General features: G+C 47.5%; 15 protein-coding genes. 7 read left to right on the top strand and 8 right to left on the bottom strand.

Annotated elements, in window-relative coordinates; all coding sequences use genetic code 11:
• The 7 genes from ICL55_RS23485 to ICL55_RS23455 all read right to left on the bottom strand — a co-directional run.
• A partial coding sequence (locus tag ICL55_RS23485) for a condensation domain-containing protein (protein ID WP_188101952.1) occupies positions 1-1,323 on the bottom strand: 1,323 nt, incomplete at its 3' end.
• Between the two features lie 135 nt (positions 1,324-1,458).
• Positions 1,459-3,834 (bottom strand): ABC transporter permease, encoded by a 2,376-nt coding sequence (locus ICL55_RS23480; RefSeq protein ID WP_188101949.1) that lies wholly within the window; start codon positions 3,832-3,834, stop codon positions 1,459-1,461.
• A gap of 186 nt (positions 3,835-4,020) precedes the next feature.
• Positions 4,021-4,968 carry a 2,3-diaminopropionate biosynthesis protein SbnB gene (locus tag ICL55_RS23475; protein ID WP_188101948.1) on the bottom strand — a complete coding sequence of 316 codons (948 nt, stop codon included), beginning with the start codon at positions 4,966-4,968 and terminating at the stop codon, positions 4,021-4,023.
• A 21-nt stretch (positions 4,969-4,989) separates the two neighbouring features.
• On the bottom strand, positions 4,990-5,976 hold the full coding sequence (gene sbnA / locus ICL55_RS23470; protein ID WP_188101946.1) for a 2,3-diaminopropionate biosynthesis protein SbnA: 987 nt from the start codon (positions 5,974-5,976) through the stop codon (positions 4,990-4,992).
• Positions 5,977-6,011: 35 nt separating this feature from the next.
• Positions 6,012-12,380: a non-ribosomal peptide synthetase gene (locus tag ICL55_RS23465; RefSeq protein ID WP_188101944.1), complete on the bottom strand. Its 6,369-nt coding sequence runs from the start codon at positions 12,378-12,380 to the stop codon at positions 6,012-6,014.
• A 36-nt stretch (positions 12,381-12,416) separates the two neighbouring features.
• On the bottom strand, positions 12,417-13,136 hold the full coding sequence (locus tag ICL55_RS23460; protein WP_188101942.1) for a thioesterase II family protein: 720 nt from the start codon (positions 13,134-13,136) through the stop codon (positions 12,417-12,419).
• Positions 13,137-13,147: 11 nt separating this feature from the next.
• Positions 13,148-16,198 (bottom strand): cyclic peptide export ABC transporter, encoded by a 3,051-nt coding sequence (locus ICL55_RS23455; protein ID WP_188101940.1) that lies wholly within the window; start codon positions 16,196-16,198, stop codon positions 13,148-13,150.
• A 530-nt stretch (positions 16,199-16,728) separates the two neighbouring features.
• On the opposite strand from ICL55_RS23455, the gene ICL55_RS23450 reads away from it, so the two are divergent.
• From ICL55_RS23450 to ICL55_RS23425, 6 genes are all read left to right on the top strand, one after another.
• Positions 16,729-17,436, top strand: a complete 708-nt coding sequence (locus ICL55_RS23450; RefSeq protein ID WP_188101933.1) for a response regulator — start codon at positions 16,729-16,731, stop codon at positions 17,434-17,436.
• A gap of 216 nt (positions 17,437-17,652) precedes the next feature.
• Positions 17,653-18,345, top strand: coding sequence for a glycosyltransferase family 32 protein (locus tag ICL55_RS23445; RefSeq protein WP_188101930.1), 693 nt, complete (start codon positions 17,653-17,655; stop codon positions 18,343-18,345).
• A 3-nt stretch (positions 18,346-18,348) separates the two neighbouring features.
• A complete protein-coding gene (locus ICL55_RS23440) occupies positions 18,349-19,110 on the top strand; it encodes a glycosyltransferase family 2 protein (RefSeq protein WP_188101928.1) in 762 nt (253 codons plus the stop codon).
• A 25-nt stretch (positions 19,111-19,135) separates the two neighbouring features.
• Entirely contained in the window at positions 19,136-20,545 is a 1,410-nt protein-coding gene (locus ICL55_RS23435; protein WP_188101926.1) for a condensation domain-containing protein, read from the top strand.
• A 1-nt stretch (position 20,546) separates the two neighbouring features.
• A complete protein-coding gene (locus ICL55_RS23430; RefSeq protein WP_188101923.1) occupies positions 20,547-21,257 on the top strand; it encodes a glycosyltransferase family 32 protein in 711 nt (236 codons plus the stop codon).
• Positions 21,241-22,248, top strand: a complete 1,008-nt coding sequence (locus ICL55_RS23425; RefSeq protein WP_188101921.1) for a glycosyltransferase — start codon at positions 21,241-21,243, stop codon at positions 22,246-22,248. The genes ICL55_RS23430 and ICL55_RS23425 overlap by 17 nt, the downstream gene beginning before the upstream one ends.
• Before the next feature lie 74 nt (positions 22,249-22,322).
• Here the strand turns inward: ICL55_RS23425 and ICL55_RS23420 are convergent, their stop codons facing one another.
• Entirely contained in the window at positions 22,323-23,546 is a 1,224-nt protein-coding gene (locus ICL55_RS23420; protein ID WP_188101919.1) for a glycosyltransferase family 2 protein, read from the bottom strand.
• Between the two features lie 708 nt (positions 23,547-24,254).
• On the opposite strand from ICL55_RS23420, the gene nusG reads away from it, so the two are divergent.
• Entirely contained in the window at positions 24,255-24,782 is a 528-nt protein-coding gene (nusG, locus tag ICL55_RS23415; protein ID WP_188101917.1) for a transcription termination/antitermination protein NusG, read from the top strand.
• Positions 24,783-24,840: the final 58 nt, after the last annotated feature.

Raw genomic sequence — 24,840 nt, 5'->3', positions numbered from 1 at the left:
TTCTGTAGCAGACAATAAACTGAATGTCTCCGTTTTTTCCTCCGGCCGGTCGATAATAGCTGTAATGATACCTAAAAGGTGATCGCACATAGACTCCGCCATACCATCCGGCATTAGTCCGGAGCGGTAAGCCAGATCAAAAGCGACACCGTTTTTCAGGAAGACGGTCAATGCAAGCGGAATGCTGGTACTTTCCACAACGGTATTCAGCCTGACCTCAAAAGCGGCATTGCCATTGATGATATTTTCCTCCAGCGGATAATTTTCAATCGCCACCAGTGTATCGAACAGCTGTTCCGAAGGTGGGAAGTGCAGCATTTGTTTTATCTCCGGATAGGAAGTCCCGGTAAAGCTGCTTCTTTCAATCAGACTTCTATTCACGGCTACCACCGCCTCCAGTAAGGACTCATCTGTTTTTTGATGAAGCCGGAGCGGCAGCGTGTTGATAAAATTGCCCATGGTCAGGTCGCCGCCCTTTACCCGGGCCGCCCTGTTGGACACTACTGTGCCAAACACTACATCAGAGACATTGTTGTATTGCTGCAACAGGATACCGAAAGCAGTATAGATGACCGCCGCCTTGGTAACTGCGTGTTTCCGTGAAAAAGCATCGAGGTCGATGTCGTGTGATGCACGGGTACATTTCTTTATCTCAGCTGCCGGAGGTGGTTCTCCAAAAGATGAGGGGAATGTCTCGTATTCCGTCAGATAAGTTTTCCAGAAAGCAGCGGATTTTTCCGGTATTTCATCTGTTAGCGTAGGCACCTGCAATGCCCTGTAAGCCGCCTTTCCGGGGAAAACCGGCGTACCGCCGTCACTAAGCGTCTTATAACACTGGAAAATTTCTTTCAGGAATATGCCGGTACTCCAACCATCGTACAACATATGATGATGGGTAACGACAAAAACAAAAGAGTCTCTTGCCGTCTGGATAAGGGCCAGGCGCAACGGCACTTTCCGCATATCAAACCGCTGCTGCATATCTTCTGACAGGAAGGATACTATAAACGCGTCCTTCTCTTCGTTTGGCAGCATCGACTTATCGTGATAATCAAATGTTATCGGACATTCTTTGAGGATGATCTGTACAGGCTTGCTGATGTGTTCCCATCTGAAGACAGACCGCAACACTTCATTATTCGCCTGTACCGCAGCTATTGCCTGTTGTAACAAGGTTACATCCAGCACGCCGGTGATCACCAGCGAAAGCTGCACATTATAAAGATTAGCCTGCGTTTCTTTCAGATAGTGAAACAACATGCTTTTCTGGACCATATTCAGGTCCAGGACATCCTGCGTATTGGATCTCGCAATTTTTTCCACGGGTCTATGGATTAATGATTCAGAAAAACACAAGGGTTGGGGTTGTACTGTAGTAGCAAACAGACAACAAGAGGGGTTATAGCGGGGTTAACAAACGGCTGTGATATACGAAAAAACGATTACAAAATTGATGGACTACTCATCTTTGAGGCATTTCAGCGGGTTTACACGGGCGGCTTTTACGGCCTGCATGCCCACAGTGATCCATGCAGTAAGTATGGCAATAACGCCCGCGCCAAGAAAATACCAGATGGTCAGCTTAATGTGGAAAGCAAAACCGTCCAGCCAGCTCCTGCTGATCAGATAACTGATCGGTAAAGCGATGGCGATAGACAACAATACCAGCTTGGTAAAATCTTTCGTGAGCAAAATCACAATATTGACAAATCCGGACCCCAATACTTTCCGGATACCTATTTCCTTCAGTCTCCGCTGAGCGGTGAAAGCAGCCAGGCCAAAGAGACCGAGGCAGGAGATCAGGATGGCCAGGAATGCAAAATACTGGGAAAGTGCCTGTACTCTTTTTTCCGACACATACTGCGCCTGATAATCCGCATCGAGGAACCGGGAATTGAAAGTATAATTTGGATTAAACCGGTGGTATATTTCCGCTATCTGATCAATAACTCTTCGCTCATCGCCACCAGCTATTTTTACCATCACGTTAGTGGTGCCGGCAGGATTAACTTTAAAAAACAGCGGTTTAACATCTTCGTGTAAACTGAGGAAATTAAAGTTCCTGGCTACGCCAACGATCATTCTGTCTTTTCCCCAGAGCTTGATCGTTTGTCCCACAGGGTTTGTCAGTTTCATGACTTTAATAGCCGCTTCGTTAAATATGATGGCGGAACTGTCGGTACTAAATTTCCGGGAAAATGCCCGGCCCTCCTTCATTGTAACGCCAAGGGTTTCTATCATGTCATAGTTTACCGTTACATTCTCAAATTTCACCACATCGCTGGCGCTTTTCCCGTTCCAGTCCACACCAACGGTAGTGCTGTGCGTTCCCACGATAACGTCTTCCATACTGGAAGCGTTCACTACGCCAGGGATGTTTTTTACTTCTGCCAGGAATGGATCGAGGTTCTCCGCTATGGCGCCTTCTTTCTGGAAATAAACAATGTTATCACGGTTATAGCCTACATTTTTCGACTGTACGAATTCGATTTGTTTATAGACGATCAGTACTGCCACAATCAGAATAATGGAAGTGGCAAACTGGAAGACTACCAAACCTTTACGCGCAAACAATTCGCCTGCAGAGGCTTTGATCCTTCCTTTCAGCACTGCTACCGGATTAAATCCGGACAGATACAATGCCGGGTAACCACCCGCCACGACACCCGTCAATAGTGTAATAGCGAGGAAAGAGGTTACCACTTCCCATCCCGGCCGCAACATAATCTGCTTCTGGGTGATGTCGTTGAACCGCGGGAGGAATATAATAATCAGTATGATGGCGATCATCAACGCGATCAGACTTACCGCCATAGACTCACCCATATATTGCATGATCAGCGCCTTACGATCAGCGCCTACAGCTTTTTTCACGCCCACCTCCTTCAATCTTGTAGTAGCCTTGGCCGTAGAAAGATTGATGAAGTTGATACAGGCGATGGCCAATACAAATACAGCAATGATGGAAAACAGCTTTACGTACTCGATCCTGCCGCCCGCCTGTACACCGTTTTTATAGTTACCATAGAGGTAACCATCAGCATAAGGCGCGATGAAAAGGGTACGATAGGCGTTTCCATCTTTCCGTTTATCAACAGCATGCGCTATTTTGGTATTGAACCGGCTGATGTCTGTTCCGCTTTTCAGCACAAGGTAAGTCTTGCAACCATAGTTGCCCCAGTCTATTACCTCCGGATTAATTTCTTTATAGGTTTCAAACGGCAATACGAAGTCAAACTGACTGGAAGAATTATGCGGTACATCTTTGAACACCCCCGATACCAGCACCTGTCTTTTCTGGTCTTCCATTTGCCATTCCACGGATTTTCCCACTATATTTTCTGTCGTACCAAATAAACGATGGGCCAGGCTTTCAGAAATCACCATGCTGTTTTTGTCTGTCAGCACCTGATCTTTGTTGCCCGCTATTAGTCCGTAAGAAAATATATTAAAAAAGTCTTTCCCTGCAAATTGGCCGGTAGCCTTCAATTTCTCTTCAGGCCTGGCAGACACCACAAAACCGGGGAACCACGAGGTAGGTGTTACCGCCGCCGCATACTCCACTTCCGGCATTTCAGCCTTTAAAGCTTCAGCGAGTAATCCGGCAGTGCCGTCCGTGGTCATAATATCTCCTTCATGATGCTGGTTTTCCATCACCTGATACAGCTGACGGTCGTTAGCATGGAACTTGTCAAAACTGAGCTCATCATGCACCCACAGATAGATCAACAACGCACAGGTAATCCCACTGGACAAACCTATCAGGTTAATGGCAAATGTGCTTTTGAATCTTCTGAAATTCCGATAGATTAATAACAAATTATGGCGAAACATGCTTTAGAGTTTCTGATAGTGAACAATAGCGCCCGGCGCAAATTATGCATCGTACAAAATAATCATTGTCTGAACGCGCCAAGAAAATGCCATCCTTTAAAAAAAATAAAAACCAAATGAATACAAATAAAAATAAAAATAATTTGTTCAAATCTGGACAAAAACGGATTCAATTGCGAACACTTCTCACACAGCCGGTACGGGTGCCTGTTTGAGATAATAGCTGCCGATGGCAATATCAAAAACAGCCATCCCCATTGGATTAAACATCACTGGCGCATCGGGAGGAAACTGTGCCAAACAATCGCCATTCACCACATCTACAATGGACCGGGTATCTTCTTTCTGTAGTCCTTGCTCCAGGTGCAACATTTCAATATCCGTTTTTTCACGACATACCTCTTCCCAGTCATCTACAATAATCGCCCCCTTAAACCAGGGATAAACATCCGTACGATAGTCCCTCAGAGAGACATTCAGATGCAGTGAGCCAGGCTTAGGCGGAATATTGATGTAAGGCGCATCGGAAACGGTACAGGTAATGAAAATGTCAGCGGACTGAAAAGCGGCTTCCCAGGTATCCACCACTTCCACATTATCATATGCATCCGTCAGCACGGCGTCTATGGGTCTTATGTCAAACAGCGAAATACGCTCGATCCGCTCGCCCAGCAATGCCTGACACATTTTCAGGTGATACTGTCCGATTGGACCGAAACCGGTAATACCAACCTTCACTTTATCGGGATTGCGCTGCCGGATAAAATGCCTTAACAGCAAACCACTCACGGAAGCAGTGCGAATAATGCTCAACAACGCAGTACAGAAAATCCCTACCGGTTCTCCGGTATCCGCATTGTTCAATATCACCACACTATGGGCCCTGGGAACACCCTGTTTAATATTATCAGGGAAACTGGCAATCCATTTGATGCCGGCCATATTGATATCCCCTCCTACAAAGGCGGGCATGGCAATGATGCGGTTACGAAGGTTACGGTAACGAAGATAAGGTTTTATAGGCTGGGAAAAATCGCTGTTACCAATACACCTTACCGCGTCTTCGATCACGTCAATCGTACGGTTCCAGTCAATGCCTGCGTTTATAATATATTTTTCGTCAAGAAGCACCATATAGGAAACTGTTTAATCAGGTTATAAAACATTGGTTAAGCTTAACCGCTCTTCTTCCTTAAATCTTTTTACCTTATCGCACCATTCTTTATTGTAAATGGTATCAAAATATCTTTCCCCTCTGTCCGGGAAAACAGATACAGCATGTACACTCCCCTCCATTTGACGGTCTGAGAAAAATTTCCGGATACCGGCCAGGACTGAACCGGAAGAACCGCCTACAAAAAAGCCATGTTTTTCCAGTAGCTCATAACAGGCATTGATCGTCGACAATTCGTCCACCATTACCACTTCATCGATAGTGGCGTGCTGCAGAATACCAGGCACCATACTCGACCCAATTCCGGGGATGAAACGTTTTTTTGCAGGCTGATCGAAAATGCGTGAGCCCTCTACATCAACGGCCACTATTTTGGCATCGGGGAAATTCTCTTTGATTTTTTTGGATACGCCAGTGATCGTACCACCTGAACTGACGCCCAGGAATACATAGTCAATCTCTTCGACCTGAAAGCAGATCTCTTTTCCCAGCGAATCATAATAAGCCCTGGCATTCAGCGGGTTTTCATACTGGTTGATCCAATAAGAGTTAGCAATCGCCTCCTTCAGTTCCGTTACTTTCTCAATGCGGGTCAGCAAATATCCCCCATGTTTATCCGGCTTGGTGACTTTCACGACTTCAGCTCCATTGCTTTCTATCAGCATCTGGTTCATACTGGTAATATTGGGGTCTACGACAGCGATGAATTTCAGTCCATAGTACCGGCAAAAGGCAGACAACGCCACCCCGAAATTACCGGAAGTAGATTCTATGATCGTCGTTTCTTTATCAATTGTTCCGGAGGCCAGCAGCTTTCGCAACATATAAGCGGCAGCACGATCTTTTACGCTACCGGTAGGGTTATAAGCTTCAAGTTTAACGAACAGGTTCAGCTGATCAAATTCTTCCATCCGGATAGAGACCAGCGGTGTATTGCCTACTTTCTCATAAAGGCTAGATGTTGTCATAACGTTCGATATTTTTTCAGTGAAAAAATGTTTGTTTAGTCGAAAAGGCTGTCCATGTCTTTCGTATTGAGATCGGCTGTGAAACCTCCATCCATGGTCATCCATTCATCCTGGCCACTGACAATTTCCTGTATGGCCGCCAGCTGGTCAAGAAACTGGTCCCTGAGCCGCAACATGGTGCCCTGTTCGTAGGCGGTGCTGTTGTAGCCAATGTCTGCGCGAAGCGTACCACCAATAATCATCAGGTTAAAGTCCAGTCTGGCCGTAAGCCGGTTGGCCGGATCAATATCACCGCCGGTATTCAGCGGTTCGTAGGTGAATAAGGAATTCTCCAGTTCGTGTTCAAATTGTCCAAGATAGTTGAACCTCACTGCTGCTATCTGTTCCGGTTTAGCCACCTCACTGTGCAGGTATCGGTCTATTCCGTATTGCATGCTCCTGGCGGGCAGCTCCTGCAATTTTTTGCGGACAGCGCTGATATATTCCACAACGGAACTGCCCGGCTGCAATTCAAATACTACAGGGCATATACCGGTAAACCATCCTACCGTCCTGGACACATCCGGCGTGTCCTGGTGCCGCCCATGTGTCTCCATCTCGATATTAATGTGATCCTGTTGCGTCCATTCGTGCAACATTTTTACCAGTGCGGTCACCAGCAGCGTCTCGGCTGTGAGCCCATAGGAATGTTTTAACAGGCGCTCTGTTGCCTCAGCATCCAGTTGGCCGGAAACGGTTTTCTGCACGGCTATTCGCCAGTCTGTTGTCTCGAAGTCCTGCGGCACCTCAAAACATTCATCTTCCTCCGGCTGTAAATTACCGGTCGACGTTGCATATAACGCGTCTACCCATACAGCAACGCTGGCAGTTTTAAGTGGCAACCGATACCTGCTGCCTTCCATGGCAGCGAGATACAACTGATAAAGATCTTCCAGCACAATCCGCCATGACACGCCATCTATCACCAGGTGATGTGCAGTGATCATCAGAAGGTCCGGTTGCCCGGTACGCCGAAGTAATAAGGCCTTTAGAAGACAGCCGTTGAAAATATCGAACTTCGCTTTCTGTTGCGCACAGATATCAGCAACCGCCATATTTTCGTCGAGGTCCCACACCTCTACCGCAAAGGGCTGATGCAGCCGTCCATTGTTATAAAACATTTTCCCGGATACAGGATCATAGTTCGACCGTAAGCCGTCATGATGTTCCAATAGCGTTCTGAATACCTCTCCCAGCAATACCGGGTCTAATGAACGTTTGGCCCGCAGCAACACCGACTGGTTATAGTAATGGGGATTATGGAAATGTTGATGAAAAAACCAGGTTTCTACAGGATTCAGGCGGCGACTGCCTGCTGTAATACCCTGATGACTATGGCTGGCGCCTTGTTTTTCTACCCGTTTGCTGATCTGCTGAATGGTATGATAAAGCAGGATGTCTCTCGTATTGACAACGATGTCCTTCTGCAACAACCGGGACACTATCTGTAACGCCTTGATGGAGTCTCCTCCTAATTCAAAGAAATTATCCGCCACAGATACCGGCGCCTGGAAAATATCACTCCACACCTCCTGCATCTGCCGAAGAAGTTCACTCTCCTCCCACCCTTCAGTCTTACTTTTTCTGATGGCGCCGGCGTCAGGCAATGCTGTTACGTCCACCTTCCCGTTTCTTGTCAACGGGAAATGCCCGATCCGAATAAAATAGGCAGGCACCATGTAATAGGGCAACTTTTCCGCGAGATGTTCTTTTAATATGATCTCCTCTATATCTTTTTCCGCGATATAGTAAGCACAAAGGAATCGATAGTCCGCCTCGTTCTTTTTCACCAGTACCATTGCATCGGCAACGCCTCCACAGGTTAACAGCTGCTGCCTTATTTCGGACAGTTCTACGCGGTATCCGTTAATTTTCACCTGCTCATCAATGCGGCCTGCAAATTCAAGGCTGCCATCAGGCAACCTTCTGGCGAGGTCCCCCGTCTTGTACATTTTTGTTCCCTTATTGAAAGGATTGGTAATGAACTTCTGGTCTGTCAGCTCTTCCTGGTTCAGGTACCCTTTTGCCAGACCGTCACCGGAAATATATATTTCGCCCGGAACGCCGGTTGGCACGGGCTGCAAATACCTGTCCAATAAGTATATCTGCATATTCCCCGATGGTACGCCGATGGGAACACTTTTGGTAGTGGTATCCTTTTTAAACAGGTGTATCATGCAACCTACCGTAGCTTCCGTAGGGCCGTACTCGTTATATATCTCCACATTGCCGCCAAACCTGCTGTCAATATCGGATGCCAGCTGTGTGCTCATATCTTCCCCGCCCACAATAAACCTCCTGATAGCAGACCCGTCTTCCGGCAATGATATATTTTTAAGCAACCTCAAATGGGAAGGCGTGAGCTTTACTACCTGCACCCGGTTGTCCCGAATGATATTTTCCATCACAAAGTTGTCCGGATCATCAGGATAAATGATCAAACGGCACCCTGTGATCAAGGGGGTAAACAGCGAAGTAAGCGTCAGGTCAAACGAAATAGATGTAAACAGGGGGAAAGCTACTATCTCTTTTTTTACATAAGTGGTGGCAGCCCAGCTGATATAGTTGGTCAGCGACCGATGTGAAATCATCACGCCCTTTGGATTTCCGGTAGTACCGGAGGTGTAAATAATGTAGGCGGTATGTCCTGTATCCGCCATACCAGGATTTGTGCGGAACAATGGCCCTGCCGTCAGGTCCACACTATTTATACGAACAGTCTCCCAGCGGGATAGGTCCCGATGAATGCTGTCATCTACCAGTAATAAAGCACATTGACTGTCATTCAGCATAAAAACCATGCGTTCTTCAGGCAACTCCCTGTCTACCGGCAAAAAACAAGCACCTGTTTTCATCACCGCCAATATACTGATAACGAGCGCCGGTGACCGCTCCATCATGACGGCCACTACTTTGTTCTCTCCAATTCCCCGTTGCAGCAGGAAGGCTGCCAGACGCTCCGCCCGTTCATCGAGTTGCCGGTAGGTCAGTTTTTCCTCCCTGTATTCAAGGGCCGTGCTGTCCGGCACCCGGGTTGCCATCCGCTTAAACAGGCTATGTACCGGCACTTCGGTGGGGTATTCGAAAAAGGAGTCGTTGTAGGTATGCACATGTGCCGCGTATTCCCTGCCGGTCAGCATAGACAACGTCGACACCGGCTTGTCCGGATGCATGGCCACCTGTGCTACCAGCACCCGGAAATGCGCTGCCATCCGTTCTATTGAAGCTGCGCTGAATAGCGCCAGGTTATACTCTATGGCACAGGATATTTCTTTGTCTTCGTCAAAAATCTCCAGAGACAGGTCAAATTTGGAGAACCCCGGATCAAACGGATAGCGGGATACATTTTCCAGTTTCGGGAAACCCATGTTCTGATAAACAAACATGGTGTCGAACAAAGGAGAGCGGCTCGCATCCCTCTTTATTCCTGTGGCAGCCACTAATTCGTCAAATGGAAGCTCCTGCTGTTGCAACACCGCTTCCAGGTCTCCCTTTATGCCAGCCAGCAATTCGCGGAAGGAAAGATCATCATCTATATGGGTATATACTGGTAAATTATTCACAAACATGCCCAATACGCCACCCAATGCAGCGTGATTTCTACCTGCCACAGGAATGCCGGTCAGTATTTCGTTCCTGCCGGTGTATTTTGAAAGCAACAGTTGGTAAACCGCGAAAAAAAACTGATGTCGGCTAGCGCCCAGCCCCTTCATCAAATGGTCCGCTTCTTTCTCTTTTCCACCAAGGGTGAAGAAATATTTTCGCCCTTCTGTTTTCATAATGGCCGGCCTCACCATATCAACCGGTAGCTCCAGCGCCGGTATACTTTCGTGCAGGTACTGTTTCCAGAAACTGCGCTGTTTGTTGATCCGCTCTTCCTGCAATGCCTTATTGGCCCAAACCGCGTAGTCGCGGTACCTGATGGATGGCAATATCGTTTCTTTACCCTCATAAGCCCGGAACAACCTGTCAATGAAGTAAAAAACAGACAGCCCGTCAGAAATGATATGATGAAAGTCCAGCAGCAAGACGCTGTTGTCTGGCGAAGTCCTGAACAATATGGCCCGGAACAATGGTGCTGCTGTAAGATCAAACGGCTTAACATGCAGACGCAACAGCGCATCGGGAAGGCCACCCTGACAGTCCACCACCGTAATGGAAAACGCGACCTCGTTATGTACCCGGAACACTGGTTCGCCCATCGCATGAAACGACATCCGGAGCGACTCATTTGCAGCGATCATATCACGGATGCATTGTTGCAATTTTGTTACATCGACGGCTTCTTTAAGTTCGAGCGCGACAGGGTTATTATAGGCCACAGATTCACGGTCCAGCTGCCACGCATAATAAATCCGTCGCTGTACAGGTGCCACCGGATAATATTCCTGTGCCGCTGCCGCCGGTATGGCCTGGTGTTCCCGGCGGGACAGTCCATCAATAGCGGCAGACAGTTCACGTACGGTTTCCGCCTTATACAACAGTGTCGCCGGTATCTCTACATCCAATTCCTGCTCCACCATCAATGCCATCTCCATTGTTTTCAATGAATTACCGCCTGCCTCAAAAAAGCGGTCAGTGACCGTAATAAGGTTATTGTCCAGTACCGTTTTCCAGATATCAAGAATACGTTGCTCCTGCGCGTTATCAGGCAGCCCTCCTGTTTTTTCTGTCAGCTGTCCGGCTGTCAGCATTTCTATTTCCTCCACTACTGCTGCAAATTCACCACGCTTAAATCGTTCCAGCAACTTAAACCGTTGCAGCTTTCCGCTGGTAGTTTTAGGAATTTCACGCACGGGCGCCACAACGTCGATACGAATGCCTGTGCGTACATTGATATGTGCTTTTAGTTGGCTTACAAGCGGCAGGAACAAACGAAGGTCACCTCTGTGCATGACAAATGCCACGACCACCTCCTGTTGAGTATCACTATTGAAGAAGCCCGCCACCGCTATCCTGTTCAGCTCTATCCCATCTATCTCTTCAGCTATCCGTTCGATATCATGCGGGTAATAATTTTCACCGTGCTGGAAAATAATATCCTTATAACGACCGGTAACATACAAGGCTCCTTCGTGCATAAAGCCCAGGTCTCCGGTATCCAGCCAGCCATCCGCAGATATCAGGCGCAGGGTTTCTGCTTTATTATTATAATAGCCACGTGTTACGTTGGCGCCTTTTATCTGAATATGTCCGATCACTTCCGCTGCTGCTTCAGAACCGTTACTATCAACAATCCTCACGGAGCAATATTTTACCGGCATCCCCACATTGACAAATGTAGCGCCTTCTTCCCCTTCCTTCAATACAATATGATCTCCTATGCCGACGTGCTCCCGATCTATCTGAACGGCCATCACAACAGCTTCCGGATCGCTGAACGACACGGCCAGCGTGGCTTCCGCCAATCCGTACACCGGGCACATGGCAGAAGGCCTCAGTCCAAACCGGCCGAATACATCGAGAAATTCCCGGCAAAGGTCTGCGGCGATAGGTTCCGCGCCATTATAAAGAATCCTGACGGCCGACAGGTCCCAGTCCGGCACTCCGTCCCCCATATGTTTCAGCAGATAACGATAGCCGAAATTTGGAGAGCACAGCACGGTAGCTTTGTATTGTGTGGCAACGTCCATCCATATGGCCGGCCTTCTGATAAACAGCGGCGTTGGAATCAGACATTGATGCATCGCAGCAAACAATGGATTGAGATGAAACCCGATCAGTCCCATATCGTGTGTCAGCGGCATCCAGCTGACCATCATATCATCGGGCGTATATCTTCCAGCTTCGCTGATTGCCTCCACATTACAAAGCAGATTCTGATGTGTCAGGGTCACTCCTTTGGGCGTGCCGGTAGAACCGGAAGAAAACTGGATAAAGGCAATATCATCAGGCGTTGCGGGATAAACAACACCAGGTTGCTGAGAGGAATAAATATCCGATACCGACAGGGCCTGGCGGTCCAATTGGGCCAGCAGCAATGTTTCACCACGCGCCTGCGCCAGGTCTCTCAACCGGGCCAGTTCATCTGAGCCAGCCACCAGATAAGGACGCTGCAGTACCTGCCACACGGCAAACAACTTTGACCGGTTCTCTTCGTTGGTGCCGGTAGACAGTGGCACGGGGATAATCCCACCCAATATACAGGCCCAGAATAAAACGACGAAGTCCCTGTTGGCCGGCACCTGTAAAACAAGCTCATCTCCCTGCCTGACACCACATTGCTGAAGGTATCCCAGCACGTTAAGCGCAACAGCATACAAATCACTATATGACAGCAATACCTGCTGGCTGCTTCCTTCGATGAAGGTGATACCTTTCCCGGTCAGACAGCTCCGTTCTCTGATCAGTTCTGTTAAAGTCATGACGTTATAGTGTATGGATGTTTGGAGTACAATGGATTACTGTAAGGTTGTGTTGATCAATTCCAGGACTGCGGCCGTTTCCTGTTGCAGGAAAAAATGTCCGCCCGGAAAATAATGTATGTGGCAGTGGCCTTTGGTATATAATTTCCAACCATCGCGTTGCTCCTCGATGAAGTCTTCCTCCTTTCCTAAAAACACGGTAATATCATGGTCAAAGGAAACGATGTTTTCATCCGGGCCGGCTTCATGGGCTAGCCGGAAATCATTGCGCAGCAAAGGCATAAAGAACTCCATCAGTCCGGGCTGTTCAAAGAACTCAGGCGGCGTGCCTCCCAGGTTGATCAGTTCTTCCGCAAACCGGGCATCAGACATCAGGTGGTAAGCTTTTTTTTCAACCCGCCGTATATGCGGGGCGCCTTTACCCGAGAAAAAAATATGTACCGGAGCCGGCAATCCCAGTGTCTTCATTCTTTTGGCAAGCTGGTAAACCAATGCGCCACCGAGGCTATGTCCAAAGAACGCGAATGGCTGTCGGTAAATTTCGGTAGTGATCTGCCGCAGCAGGTCGTCCACCGCTTCCTGTGCATGCCGGTAAAACGGCTCATGGCAACGACGTCCCCGGCCTGCCAGCTCTACGGCATGTAATTCTATAAATGGGGCCAGGTGTGCCTTCCATGAGTGAAAAATAGCAGATGAGCCACCCGCATACGGGAAGCAAAAAAGTTTCACCCGTTTTTTCACGGTAGTCTTTTCCATGGTAGCTCCGGTTAATGTGATTCTTCCGGCCGTAGTCCGGGATACAAAAGGCTTCTGGGGTGATGCTCCAGCTTTCCCTGGTTCATTTTGTATATATGGTCTGCTACGTCAAAATAGTGATCGTCATGTGTAATGGCGATGACGATCTTCCCCTTTTTTTTCATTTCGGGTAATAATGTCCGGTAAAAGAAATAACGATAATCCGGGTCCTGATCAGCCGCCCACTCATCAAAGAGATATATCGGCGCGTCTTCCAGGTAACACTGCAAAAGTGCCAGGCGTTTACGTTGCCCGCCAGAGAGTGAAATAGTACTATACCGGTTCTGTTCAATCCGGACTTTTTTATCCAGATCGAGGATTTTAAGGTAACGGGTGATCTCGTCCTGCTTTCGATCACAGTCTATGTTGTACAGTTTTTCAAAAAGATGTGCAGGACTGAAAACAGCGGAGAAACAACCGCCCAGATCAGCGCCTTTCTTCACCTCCCCGTTCACCAGCACCTGTCCTTCATCCGGTTCATACAAACCGGTGATCAGCTTGGCCAGTGTGGTTTTACCACTTCCGTTCCCCCCCACGATAAACAGGACCTCTCCTTTCCGCGCCTCCAGATTGATAGGGCCCACAGAAAACCCCTGCTGATAGTGAAACTGTACCGCTTTCAGGGTGAGGCTTTCCAATGTGCTGCCTCCCGGAATAACCGGCGTATCTGTATCATCGTCTGCCGGAATATCCTGCAGGAATTTCCGGATCCGTTTCCAGGCCACTTTTAGCTGCATCAGTGCCGGAATGGAGTTAAGCACATCGTTGACCGGGCCAATCAAATACAGCAGCACCAGCACAAAACTCATGACGGTATAAAACTGAATCCCTCCAAACATCTTTGGTAGCGCAAATACCACCAGTCCGAGTAACAGCACCAGTGATGACTCACCCACCAGAAATGCATTCACAAAACGGATATTGGCAACGGATATCTTATTTCTGTATTCGCCCGCCGTGTGGTCTATGTCCTGCTTATATTCCTTTTTTCGACTGCGGTGCATACTGATTTCCTTGTAGCCGTCTATCAATCCATTGATCAGCCGGAGAAAATCATTCTGTGTGTCACGTGCTTTTTCGAAATATTTATCCGTGCTGCGGCTGACAGCATAATAGGTAAGCGTAATAAACAAGATAAGCGCGAGTGTTAATACGGTGGCCCACAACGCGATGGTACCCAGATAGATAAATGCTCCCAGGGCAGTAAATGCGCTCGTCACCAGCATAACAATCGTATTCGTAGCGTCACCGATAATATTTACATCATCATTGAGCACGGTATACACCCTTCCTCTGTCCATCTGCTCAAAACGCTGATAAGAAGTGGACATGATTTTCCCGATCAGTTGCATGCGCAACTCGTAGACAACGCCTCTCGTAAACCTGATCAGGTTAACCTGTACGAACCTTCTTCCCAGCAGGTAAACCACTAATGTCAGCAGATAATAAAAAACCAGATACCGCACAGCTATCGTGGACGACAGAGAGGTGGTAATAAGGGCGATGACCACCATATTGGCCATGCCCGACAGAATACTTACCAACAGTATCTGCGGTACCATTCTCTTAAAACGGTTCTGCTCAGGGAAACACAAACCCGCTATATAAGCAAGATAACTTACCGCAAAAGCAGCCACTATCAATACCACCATTACATGCAAACTGGGAGGGCTCCAGACGATGAGGGTCCGCCAGTTGAATCCTGCAAAAGCCTCCGGAAACAGATACAGGCCATATAAAAAAGGAGCAAATATTACCAGCAAACGAAGCGCTTTCAAAACATGCGCCCCCGTAATACCCGTGTATTGTCTTTTTCCCTGTGCCGCAGACACGATTAACAATACCAGAAAACCCAGTACTAATAAGATGTACAGCGCCAATATTCCAGCCATCAACGAATAAACGCGGTCGTTTCTGTCTCCCGGGTCAAACTTCTGTTCAATTTTTTCACCTGTCAGCACTTTCATCACTGTTTCACCAATCAGGTCCGTAAAAGGACTATTGGAGTTGGCCAGCACCACTACACCAGTTCCGGCATCCTTACGGAAAGCCATATACGAAGTAAAATTCGGGTTCCATCCTGAATGGGATATCTCCTGATTACCGCTCAGGGAGATGTCCCAACCCATCGCATAAGAAGCCATGTCATGCAGCGGAACAGTTTCGTCGCGTTGTTGCGTCTGTAATGCCAGGGAGTGTAGCGGCGACTTCAGCAGTCCCATCTGGAATCGCAGCCACAGGGCCATGTCCCTGCCATTGGAAACAATATAACCGGCCGCATTATTACCGGCATATGCCGGCGCTTTGTACGCCCGGGGATAAAAAAATCCGGTCTTATATCCCGTAGCCATCAGCGTACTGTCAACCGCCATTCCCATAGCAGTATGCTGCATACCCAGCGAATCGAGGACATGCTGTTTCACGTAACTTTCGATAGACTGTCCCGTCACACGTTGAATAATAAAAGCAAGGATGTCATAGTTCACCGTCGCATATTCATATTTGGTGCCGGGAAGATGTCGCAGCTTTATATCGCTGACGGCCCGCACTGTTTTCTCCAGCGCATCGTGCCCTGCTGCCTCCGGTATGGCAGCAATAGACTCCCATCGGATACCACTGCTGTGATGCAATAGCTGCAACAGGGATATATCAACGACACTATCTTTATAGGTTGCCCGGAAAAAAGGAATATAATCTGATACGCGCCCGTTCAGGTTTAGCCTGCCGGCAGCGCTCAACTGGCGGGCGGCCAGCGCGGTAAATGCTTTTGAACATGAGCCGATTTCGAATAGCGTCATTGTCCCTACCGGCTTTTGGGCATGAAGATCGGCATAACCATAGGTCCTGATATTTTCCTGGCGATTGTTGATGATGACCAGTGTCAGGCCCGGAATATTGCCTTCTTTCATCAACCGTCCCACCTGCTGATCGATTTTCCGCAATAACGGTCCATTGCCGGTGTCTCCGGCAAACAGGGTCACACAGATACAACAACAGAAAAATAAAATGCCTGTCTTGTTCACTTTTTGCTTGTCTTTTATGGTTAATTGAATGCTGATTGTTCGGAACCTACTGTATCGCACCGATATCACTACCGGCAATACCTGGTCTTAGTTCAGCACATTGGAGAAAGGGGAAATACCAAACTGCTGTATGGCAGCAGGCACTGTCAACTTATTTTGAAGGTATCGCATTCTACATCCAGCATATCTACCGACCAGATATAGCTATCGCTATGATCACTAACAAGTTGTTGTTTGGAAAATGTAAAAAGGGGATTCTATAAAAAGTTGTTGGCCAATAGGGCATTCGACACACACGGTTTTCTTGCTACTAAAATAGTTTACTCCATTTGGAATTCAGATAGTAATTATACGATAATTTTCTGCGGGTTTTACTAAAAACGTGACGGTTTTCTACAGCGATAAAACAAAGTATGCATTTTCAAATATTTTGTATCTTTAAAAAATAGACAAACGACTGTCTCAAAAACTCAAAGTAACATCGTATACAATATTGACGGTCAATTTTGTTTAACCCAAAAGACTATCTTATGCCGGCGGAAATTGTTAATGTTGCCTTATTCGACAGTGCTGTATTATTTCGGAGGATACTGAGAAATTATCTCTGTGACCAAAAAGGAGTGAATGTCATCGCACATGCTTCAGCGCTCCCCGAATTGTTTGATAAGCTAGATGCGTTTACAACGGACATCCTGATTATCGACATTTTCAAACATCCCCTGGATGGCCTGCAAATACTCAAAACCATCAGGGTACGGTATCCTGAACTCAGGATTCTGGTCATGTCTGACACCACTGACATACACCTGATCAGCGACTTACTGGATCTCGGTATTTACGGCTTCATCGCCAAAACCGATGAGCCGGAAGACCTGCTGCTGGCCATTGTCACCATCTCCAACAATCGTATATTCTGCAGTAAACTATTGACAGAAGCACTGTACCGGAACAAACTACGGGATATCAGCACACAGCGGCACACCATTATATTAAGTGAAAGAGAGCAACAGGTGTTGCAATTGCTCTGGGAAGAAAAAAGCAACAAGGAAATTGCGGACGAACTATATCTCAGTATCAGATCAATTGAGAAAATAAGACAGGACATGAAAGAAAAACTGGGTGTAAAATCCATCGTCGGACTACTGAAATACGGTATCCATCAAAAAATAATTCTGCCTGCAAATATTGCTGACACGATGTTTATGACCAGTATCAACAACAGTATGCCGGTAATGTAGTTTTTATTAATTTTGATTTTTATTCTAAAACGATTAACTTAACAACTGATCGCCCTACCTTCTGTTCAATACCGGCGATTGCCAGCAATTTATCATCATTATTTCCTTCCGTTTTTATTGGCTGATAGCTCACTGTAGCTAAAAGCAGCGATAGCTTTATCCTGTCGCCTGTCATCACAGCACAAAAACACTCCTTATATATTTATTGTTTCTCCCATGAAAATACCATGTATCATTCATCAGACATGGAAGAGTCACGATATTCCCGAAATGTTTGCCCAGATGGCACAAACCTGGAAGTCCCGGCACCCCCACTGGGAATACCGGTTATGGACAGACGATATGAACAGGGATTTTATCGCTACGCACTTTCCCCATTTCCTGTCCGTATATGACAACTATCCGACTAACATACAAAGGGTAGATGCTGTACGGTATTTTGCGCTGTATAAATACGGTGGATTTTTCATCGACCTGGACTTCGAATGCCTTGCCCGCCTGGACCCACTGCTGTCACAGAACAACACCTGTATATTCGGGAAGGAGCCGGAAGAACATTGTCTTATCCATGAAAAAGACCTGATCATCAGCAATGCCTTTATGGGCGCCATCCCTGACAGTGAATTTTTCCGGTATATCTGTGAGGAGCTGCTCCATCCTACAGATACCACCACCCATCCGAATAACCGGGTGCTGGAGTCTACAGGGCCTTTCATGCTTTCCCGGATATACCAGCAATACCCCCGTAAAGACGAAATCAACCTGCTGGCGCCTGAATTATTATATCCGTTGACGAAAGACGAATTAGAGGCGCCCGATTACTCCTCACAAGACACCACCATCCTCACCCGGTTGCAACATGCATATGGCATTCACCACTATGCAGGTACCTGGTGGAAAAAAAGTTAGTATATGGACCATCATTATCCTGTTATTTCCTGTGTTTGTATTACCCGGGCAAAACCCGCCATGCTCCAGCGGGCAATCACCTGTTTCCAGACACAGTCCTACCCCGAAAAAGAACTGATCGTGGTATATGAAGAAGATGACGCCGCCACGGCAGATTTCGTACGCCAATATGTCCCGGACAGCAACATCCGCTTTATCAGCATTTCCATACATCCCAAACAAACCCTGGGGGAGCTCCGCAATATTGGTATCCGCGAAGCGTCCGGAACATTTATCTGTCAATGGGACGATGACGACTGGTACCATCAGGAACGGCTCACCCGCCAGTATCAGGCCTTGCTGTCACACCAGCGCGATGGCGCTGTACTCACCGAATGGATTGTATTTGACGCCACGCAGCAACAGGCCTACATCTCCAATACCCGGATATGGGAAGGCAGCATCCTCTGTAAAAAAGAAATCCTGCAACAAAAGCCATATGAAAGCAGGAAAGCAGGAGAAGACACCGCCACGGTAGAATACCTGACCGCCAACAATCATCTTCACCCCCTCAGCCAATCACCCGGTCTGTATATCTATATCTACCATGGTGGCAACACCTGGCATCATCAGCACTGGAGCTACATCTTTGCCTGCAGCCACCGGTTGAATAATGAACATACCACTACCATCTGTGAGATACTGAACGGAGAACATTCCATTTCACACGCATCGCAACTGCTCGATAACATTACGCAACTGCATTATCATCAGATTACCCAATAGTTATATCCCGGAAAACAACTTATTTATGGACGAAACAATTAACAACTCCAGCGAGCCTTCCATAGGACAGATAGAATACCTGAAATACCTTCAGGCGATGAGCGCTGTTCAAAAGCCATCGTTTATACTGACAGAACTGGAATTGCCGCAGATGGACATCACAGTGGCAGAAAAAACAGTACAGTACTTTATTCAGCGGCATGACAGCCTCCGTACGGTCTTCCCCCTTGTGGACAACGAAGTACGGCAGGTGGTACTGCCAGTCAGCGACACCCGGTTCCGGCTGGAATATATCACCGTGGCCGGAGACATCGAAACAGCCCCCATCCGGAAAAAATGTTTTGACAGAGCTGCAGAGACTTTTGCCAATATTGAGAAAGGCCCGCTCTTTAAAATGTTTATATTCAGAGGAAATGGTACCAATCTGTTTTCCTTCCTCATACACCATATCATCTGCGACGAATGGTCCGACAAATTGATCCGGCAGGAACTGGCTGTCATTTATGCCGCTTTTCTGACGGGACAAGAGCCCGTATTGCCCCCGGTAAAGGTGAAGCTGAAAGACTACTGTGAAAGACAAAACCGGTGGTTGCGGGAACAGCAGGGCATGCTGAGTCAATTCTGGAAAAACAAACTGGCCAGCTTCGATACCATGTTCGATGCAGACATCTTCAGAAAAAGTTACCGGCAAAGACATCCACAAGCAGGCATCCGCCTGAATGACCGGCCCTCGCTCGCCGCAGTGGAACTGTCAGCCATCCTGGACCGTCCGGATGCCAGCGCCTACAGAAGCACCATTACCGGACCCGTGTTCGAACAAATGCGCCAGATAGCCTTCGCCGGAAAATATACTGTTCCCTCTTTTGTATATGCAGCACTGGCACTACTCCTCTATGCCTACACCGGCCAAAAGAAAGTACTAATACCCGCTCTCGTGGCCGATCGGTTTGAACGCGACTACCATCAGTTGATCGGCTGTCTCCTGGGCAGCGTATATCTTCCTCTGGCGATCAACGAAGATGAAACAATAGATGATTTCGTCAACAACGTCCACCAGGAAATATTTATGCTCATCACAGAAGGGAAACTGATCTTCAGCCACAATTTCCTCAGCCTGGAGGGCGACAAGCTCCGGAACTGCTGCGATCTATATGTCAATTACTTCCGCAAAGGAGAAGACATCCCCGATTCATTGCAGCCCGACGGCCAGCACCATCCGGTCAACGCCATACACTACCCCATATACTGCATGATCACAGAGCACGACAACGGACTGGTCTTCAATTGGAAATACAATCAGTACATCTTCGAACCACCGATGATAGAAGATATCGCCGCCTGTTTTGATGCACTGGTAACAAAAGCCGTCAGCGATGTACAGCAAACGGTCGGTCAGTTCCGTCGCCTTTCTCAGCCGGCATCACAATACAGTTAATATGGACGCTATCCCTAAAGTAATCCACCTCATCAGCGCCCGGCAGGAACTCCCCCCACAATATGCTCCCTTCATCCGGGAGATGCGGCATTTTCATCCGGAGTGGGAAATAAAGATTTGGGATGATCAGGCTGCCATCGCCATCGTGTCCGCACATTTCCCGGAATGGCTGCCGGACTATGAAGCCTATCCCCGGCCGGTGCAACGGGCAGATATCCTCCGCACGATGATCATATACCTCCATGGAGGTTTTTATCTCGACCTGGACATGCATTGCCTGAAACCACTGGATCCGCTCTCCGTCCACAGCCTCGTATTGGCAACCGAAAAAGTGCTGTCACAGGAACAATGCACCCTGCTGGGTCATCAGCATACTGTTCGCATCGCAAACTATATGTTCGGCGGAATACCCCGGCATCCGTTCTGGCTGCATTTCCTCCAGGCGGCACAGCAGAAGGCCAGACAACCGGTCGTGGCAGAATCAGATATCCTGGAAACTACCGGTCCCGGACTGTTGACCCATGTATATCACCAGTATGCCGGTCAATACAATAACATCACCCTGTTGCCCAACGACGGCGGCGACTGCCCCATTTCCTGTGGCCCCGCTTCCTGTCATTTCGGTACCTATGCCATACACATGCATATGGGCTCCTGGCGCTGGCAAACAGGTCATTCTCCAAATCTCACCTCCCATGAACAACGCAGCTGATCAAACATCTCCACGAGAAATCGTAGTGCTGGAAACCTATCCCTCCAAAGAAGCCGCGTACGACGGACTATCAGGGCTTTTCAATGAAGTGAGGCCGGTGGGCCCTATCGTACCGGACACCTCCCATCTCTCAGGTGCGAGCGTACTGGTCTGTGGTATTCCGACGCTCTATCAGGAACGGATAACGGCACGTAACACCAATATGATATTCACCACATTTGAATCCGATAATCTTCCGCAGGAGTGGATAACAGCCATCAACCAATACCAGTACTGCATTGTTCCGCATGAAGCGGTCAAACAAATGTATCTGAATGCCGGGATACGTATACCCGTTTCCGTTGTACACAATGGTTACCGGCGATATCCCAGAAAAAAAAGGACCCTTGACAATCAGCATTTCCATGTGGGGTTTCTGGGAATACCTGTCACACGGAAAAATCTGGACAAGTTATATGAAGCCTGCAAAGAACTGCAACAGACCAATATACCGGAGCTAAAACTACATATACATGTTGCTTCGTTCTATGACTGGCTGGACACCCGGCCATTTGAAGAAATGCAAAAAGCTCCGTTTGTCAGCTGGACCACAGGCAAACACGACGCCGATTGGGTATCTGACTGGTACCATCGTTTATCCTGCTACATCTTTCCTTCCAGTGGTGAAGGCTGGTCCTATACCCCCCGGGAAAGTATGTACCTCGCCGTGCCCACCATTATCTCCAATATCCCAACACACCGCGAACTGGCGGAAAGCGGCTTCTGTAAAGTCATTCCATCTGCCGGCAGGGAAACCGCCAATTTCAACGGCAGTATCCATGGCACGTGGGACCTCATTACCGCAGCGGGTATCAAAGACGCTATCACCGATGTATATAACCGCCGGCAACACTTTGAAACGCTTGCCGGCGCGGGCGCCGAATGGATAGAAAACAAATGGCGGAATGAAGAGATCAGCCGTGATATTATTCAACTGATGCACACCCTATAAAACAGTCCGGATGCACATAAAAAAAACCGGAGCATTGTAACAATGCTCCGGTTTTTTTTATGTCTTTTATGAGGTCAATCCACAGGAAGTACCCTTTTGTCCATGGATTCCTGCGTTTCTCTGGCTACCTGTTGATAAGTATAGATATCCGTTATCGTTAGTTCGGATTGCTTATAGGTAGCCCGTTTCTTTCTAAAAACGATAAACGCCCTGATCCAGGCGAGATACTCGAGACTAATTTTCATCAACGGGAAAAGCAAGATGGCAGATAAAATTTGCAGACTGATCTTCCCTGTTTCTCTCGGGGAAGTGATCATCAGATACAGGGTGCCCAGGGTATAACTCAGATAGATACCGGCTATTATACCCAGCGCCACCAACGGATGCAGCAGACCGGTAATGAGCAGGAGCGGACCGGTAGACAGTATCAGTCCTACCGTCAGAATATCAAGCACCGTACGTATACCCATTGGCGTACGTTTACGGACCTGTTCATAGTAATAAGTCCGTTCCTTGTACAACGTTTCCAGGTATCCGAGATACCAGCGAACACGTTGTTTTACCAGCGCTTTAAAGGACAGTGGCGGTCTTGTCAGTGTCTGGATATCATTCATGTACTGCGCGCCATAACCCATTTTTAATCCCAGCAAGGTCGCTTCCCGGTCTTCCCCGTTGCGCAACCCACTATGGCGGCGATAGATGCTGATCAGTACATCCCGGCGATAGCAGCAGCCTGCGCCCGGCATCACCGGCACGCTCTGGTCTTTCTGATGGAATTTATACAGTGTTCTGAGCAACGCGTATTCCAACTGCTGAAACCTGAATGCAGCTCCCCGTCCTTCAAAAGGAAGCATCCGGAAATAACCGCCCATCAGGGAACTGTCTTTGTCCAGTACCGAGAGAACGTCCAGCAGCTTTTCAAGTCCCATGATATCCGTATCGAAGTCCGAGAGAATAATAAACTCATGCGACAACGACAGTATGGTGGTGTACAACGCGCCAACTTTATTGGCATTGGGAAACACGGATGCCACATATAACGGCAACGCCTGCCCGCTGGCAAACAGCTGCATTTTTTGAAGGCTCTCGTCCGTCGACCCGTCATCGATAAGAATAACATCCACAATAGCATGGTGTTGGTCCCATAACTCCTGAAAATAAGCCAGGCGCCGGGTAAAGTTAGGGTTGCTCCCTTCATTGTATTGAGGTATAAGCAGGGCTACTTTCTTGCCTCCATGGGGAGATCTGCTGCCCACCCAGCTGAAATGCCGGTGCTTCCGTACTGATAAATGAGACATATGATCTGAGGATTAACTTGAAGCGAAGCGGTAACACCGGAAACGACAGTAAGTTGTAGACATAGCTATCGCTACCATGTGTAACACAGGATTGTTCAAACGTAAAGCGTATCTGTTGTTTTGGGAAGATTGTTCGCGATGATATTGCTAACGTATAGCAATATACCAAACGTAATTTGTCTAAGCAAAAAAATCAATCCACTTTTGATATTTTTTATTAGCTGATAGTTATATCGCAGTTAAATTTTTTTCTTGCTCAAAAAAAGGCGAAAAAAAAGAAATATTATTGCTATTTTAGTTTCTCTCGTAATCATACATTACGGACAACCCTTATTGTTTTATCGAATAAAACAATAAAACAGCCAATAGTATTTTTCAGCGAAATTATGTAGGTTTTTAAATGTGACCTGTTGCCCTCAGAACATTGATCCCCGTGTCGGCAAGTTAGTGCCCGTCTATCTGTAGCTGACGGTAGCGATAGCTTTTTTTATTGATGCAAATTTTCCCGTACACAACTCAAAAATAACTACCATGACAAATACTGTTAACTCAATCCTGACGCACTCAACTTAAAGGCATTTCCCCATTTAAGCATGAAAAACATCAATTACTACGACGTAACCCGCCGTACAGGGATGTTTATTGCCTTTTACCGCCAACAAATTCCTATTTACTGCACACTGTGCAGGTTACAATCTTGCCAATTTTATGAATAACTTCAACAAAGGATGGTACCTGCTTTACACCAGGCCAAACCGTGAAAAAAAGGTCGCTTTACATCTGGACAAAAGAAATGTGGAATTCTATCTACCGATAGTCAAGATAACTAAAAAGTGGTCAGACAGAAAAAAAACCATAGAAGCGCCTCTTTTCCCCTCGTATGTTTTTACCTACCTCCAATCCAATAGAGATTATTTCGATGCATTGGGTATTGAAGGAGCCGTACAATATGTACGCATTGGTAAACAAATTGTGCGGGTCGATGATACCGTTGTCAGTAACCTGAAAATATTGCTCAACTCCCGCGAGGAACTGTCTGTGTCTCAACAATACATTTCAGCCGGAGAAATCCTTCATATTACTGAAGGCCCGCTCGCCGGTCTGGAATGCGAAGTAGTCAAATACAATGGAAAAGATAAAATAATGGTACGCGTACACCTGCTGAACAGAGCAGTCCTCGCCGACCTGCCCCTGTCTTATCTGGCCCGTTGCAGCGACATACATTATCAATACTGATCACGCATTTCCCTCCCGCTATATGCCCTGTCAAACTTTCTGCCCGGAAGTAAGACAG

The sequence above is a fragment of the Chitinophaga varians genome, assembly GCF_014529945.1.
GTDB classification, from domain to species: domain Bacteria; phylum Bacteroidota; class Bacteroidia; order Chitinophagales; family Chitinophagaceae; genus Chitinophaga; species Chitinophaga varians.
Note: the sequence above shows the minus strand (reverse complement) of the source record. Positions and strands in the feature narration are given on the sequence as shown.

Excerpts from the sequence above, each read along its gene's own strand:
- ICL55_RS23480 (WP_188101949.1), bottom strand. The coding sequence starts at position 3,834 with ATGTTTCGCCATAATTTGTTATTAATCTATCGGAATTTCAGAAGATTC.
- ICL55_RS23430 (WP_188101923.1), top strand. The coding sequence starts at position 20,547 with ATGGACGCTATCCCTAAAGTAATCCACCTCATCAGCGCCCGGCAGGAA.
- nusG (WP_188101917.1), top strand. The coding sequence starts at position 24,255 with ATGAATAACTTCAACAAAGGATGGTACCTGCTTTACACCAGGCCAAAC.
- ICL55_RS23465 (WP_188101944.1), bottom strand. The coding sequence starts at position 12,380 with ATGACTTTAACAGAACTGATCAGAGAACGGAGCTGTCTGACCGGGAAA.
- sbnA (WP_188101946.1), bottom strand. The coding sequence starts at position 5,976 with ATGACAACATCTAGCCTTTATGAGAAAGTAGGCAATACACCGCTGGTC.
- ICL55_RS23445 (WP_188101930.1), top strand. The coding sequence starts at position 17,653 with ATGAAAATACCATGTATCATTCATCAGACATGGAAGAGTCACGATATT.
- ICL55_RS23475 (WP_188101948.1), bottom strand. The coding sequence starts at position 4,968 with ATGGTGCTTCTTGACGAAAAATATATTATAAACGCAGGCATTGACTGG.
- ICL55_RS23450 (WP_188101933.1), top strand. The coding sequence starts at position 16,729 with ATGCCGGCGGAAATTGTTAATGTTGCCTTATTCGACAGTGCTGTATTA.
- ICL55_RS23435 (WP_188101926.1), top strand. The coding sequence starts at position 19,136 with ATGGACGAAACAATTAACAACTCCAGCGAGCCTTCCATAGGACAGATA.
- ICL55_RS23420 (WP_188101919.1), bottom strand. The coding sequence starts at position 23,546 with ATGTCTCATTTATCAGTACGGAAGCACCGGCATTTCAGCTGGGTGGGC.
- ICL55_RS23425 (WP_188101921.1), top strand. The coding sequence starts at position 21,241 with ATGAACAACGCAGCTGATCAAACATCTCCACGAGAAATCGTAGTGCTG.
- ICL55_RS23460 (WP_188101942.1), bottom strand. The coding sequence starts at position 13,136 with ATGGAAAAGACTACCGTGAAAAAACGGGTGAAACTTTTTTGCTTCCCG.
- ICL55_RS23440 (WP_188101928.1), top strand. The coding sequence starts at position 18,349 with ATGGACCATCATTATCCTGTTATTTCCTGTGTTTGTATTACCCGGGCA.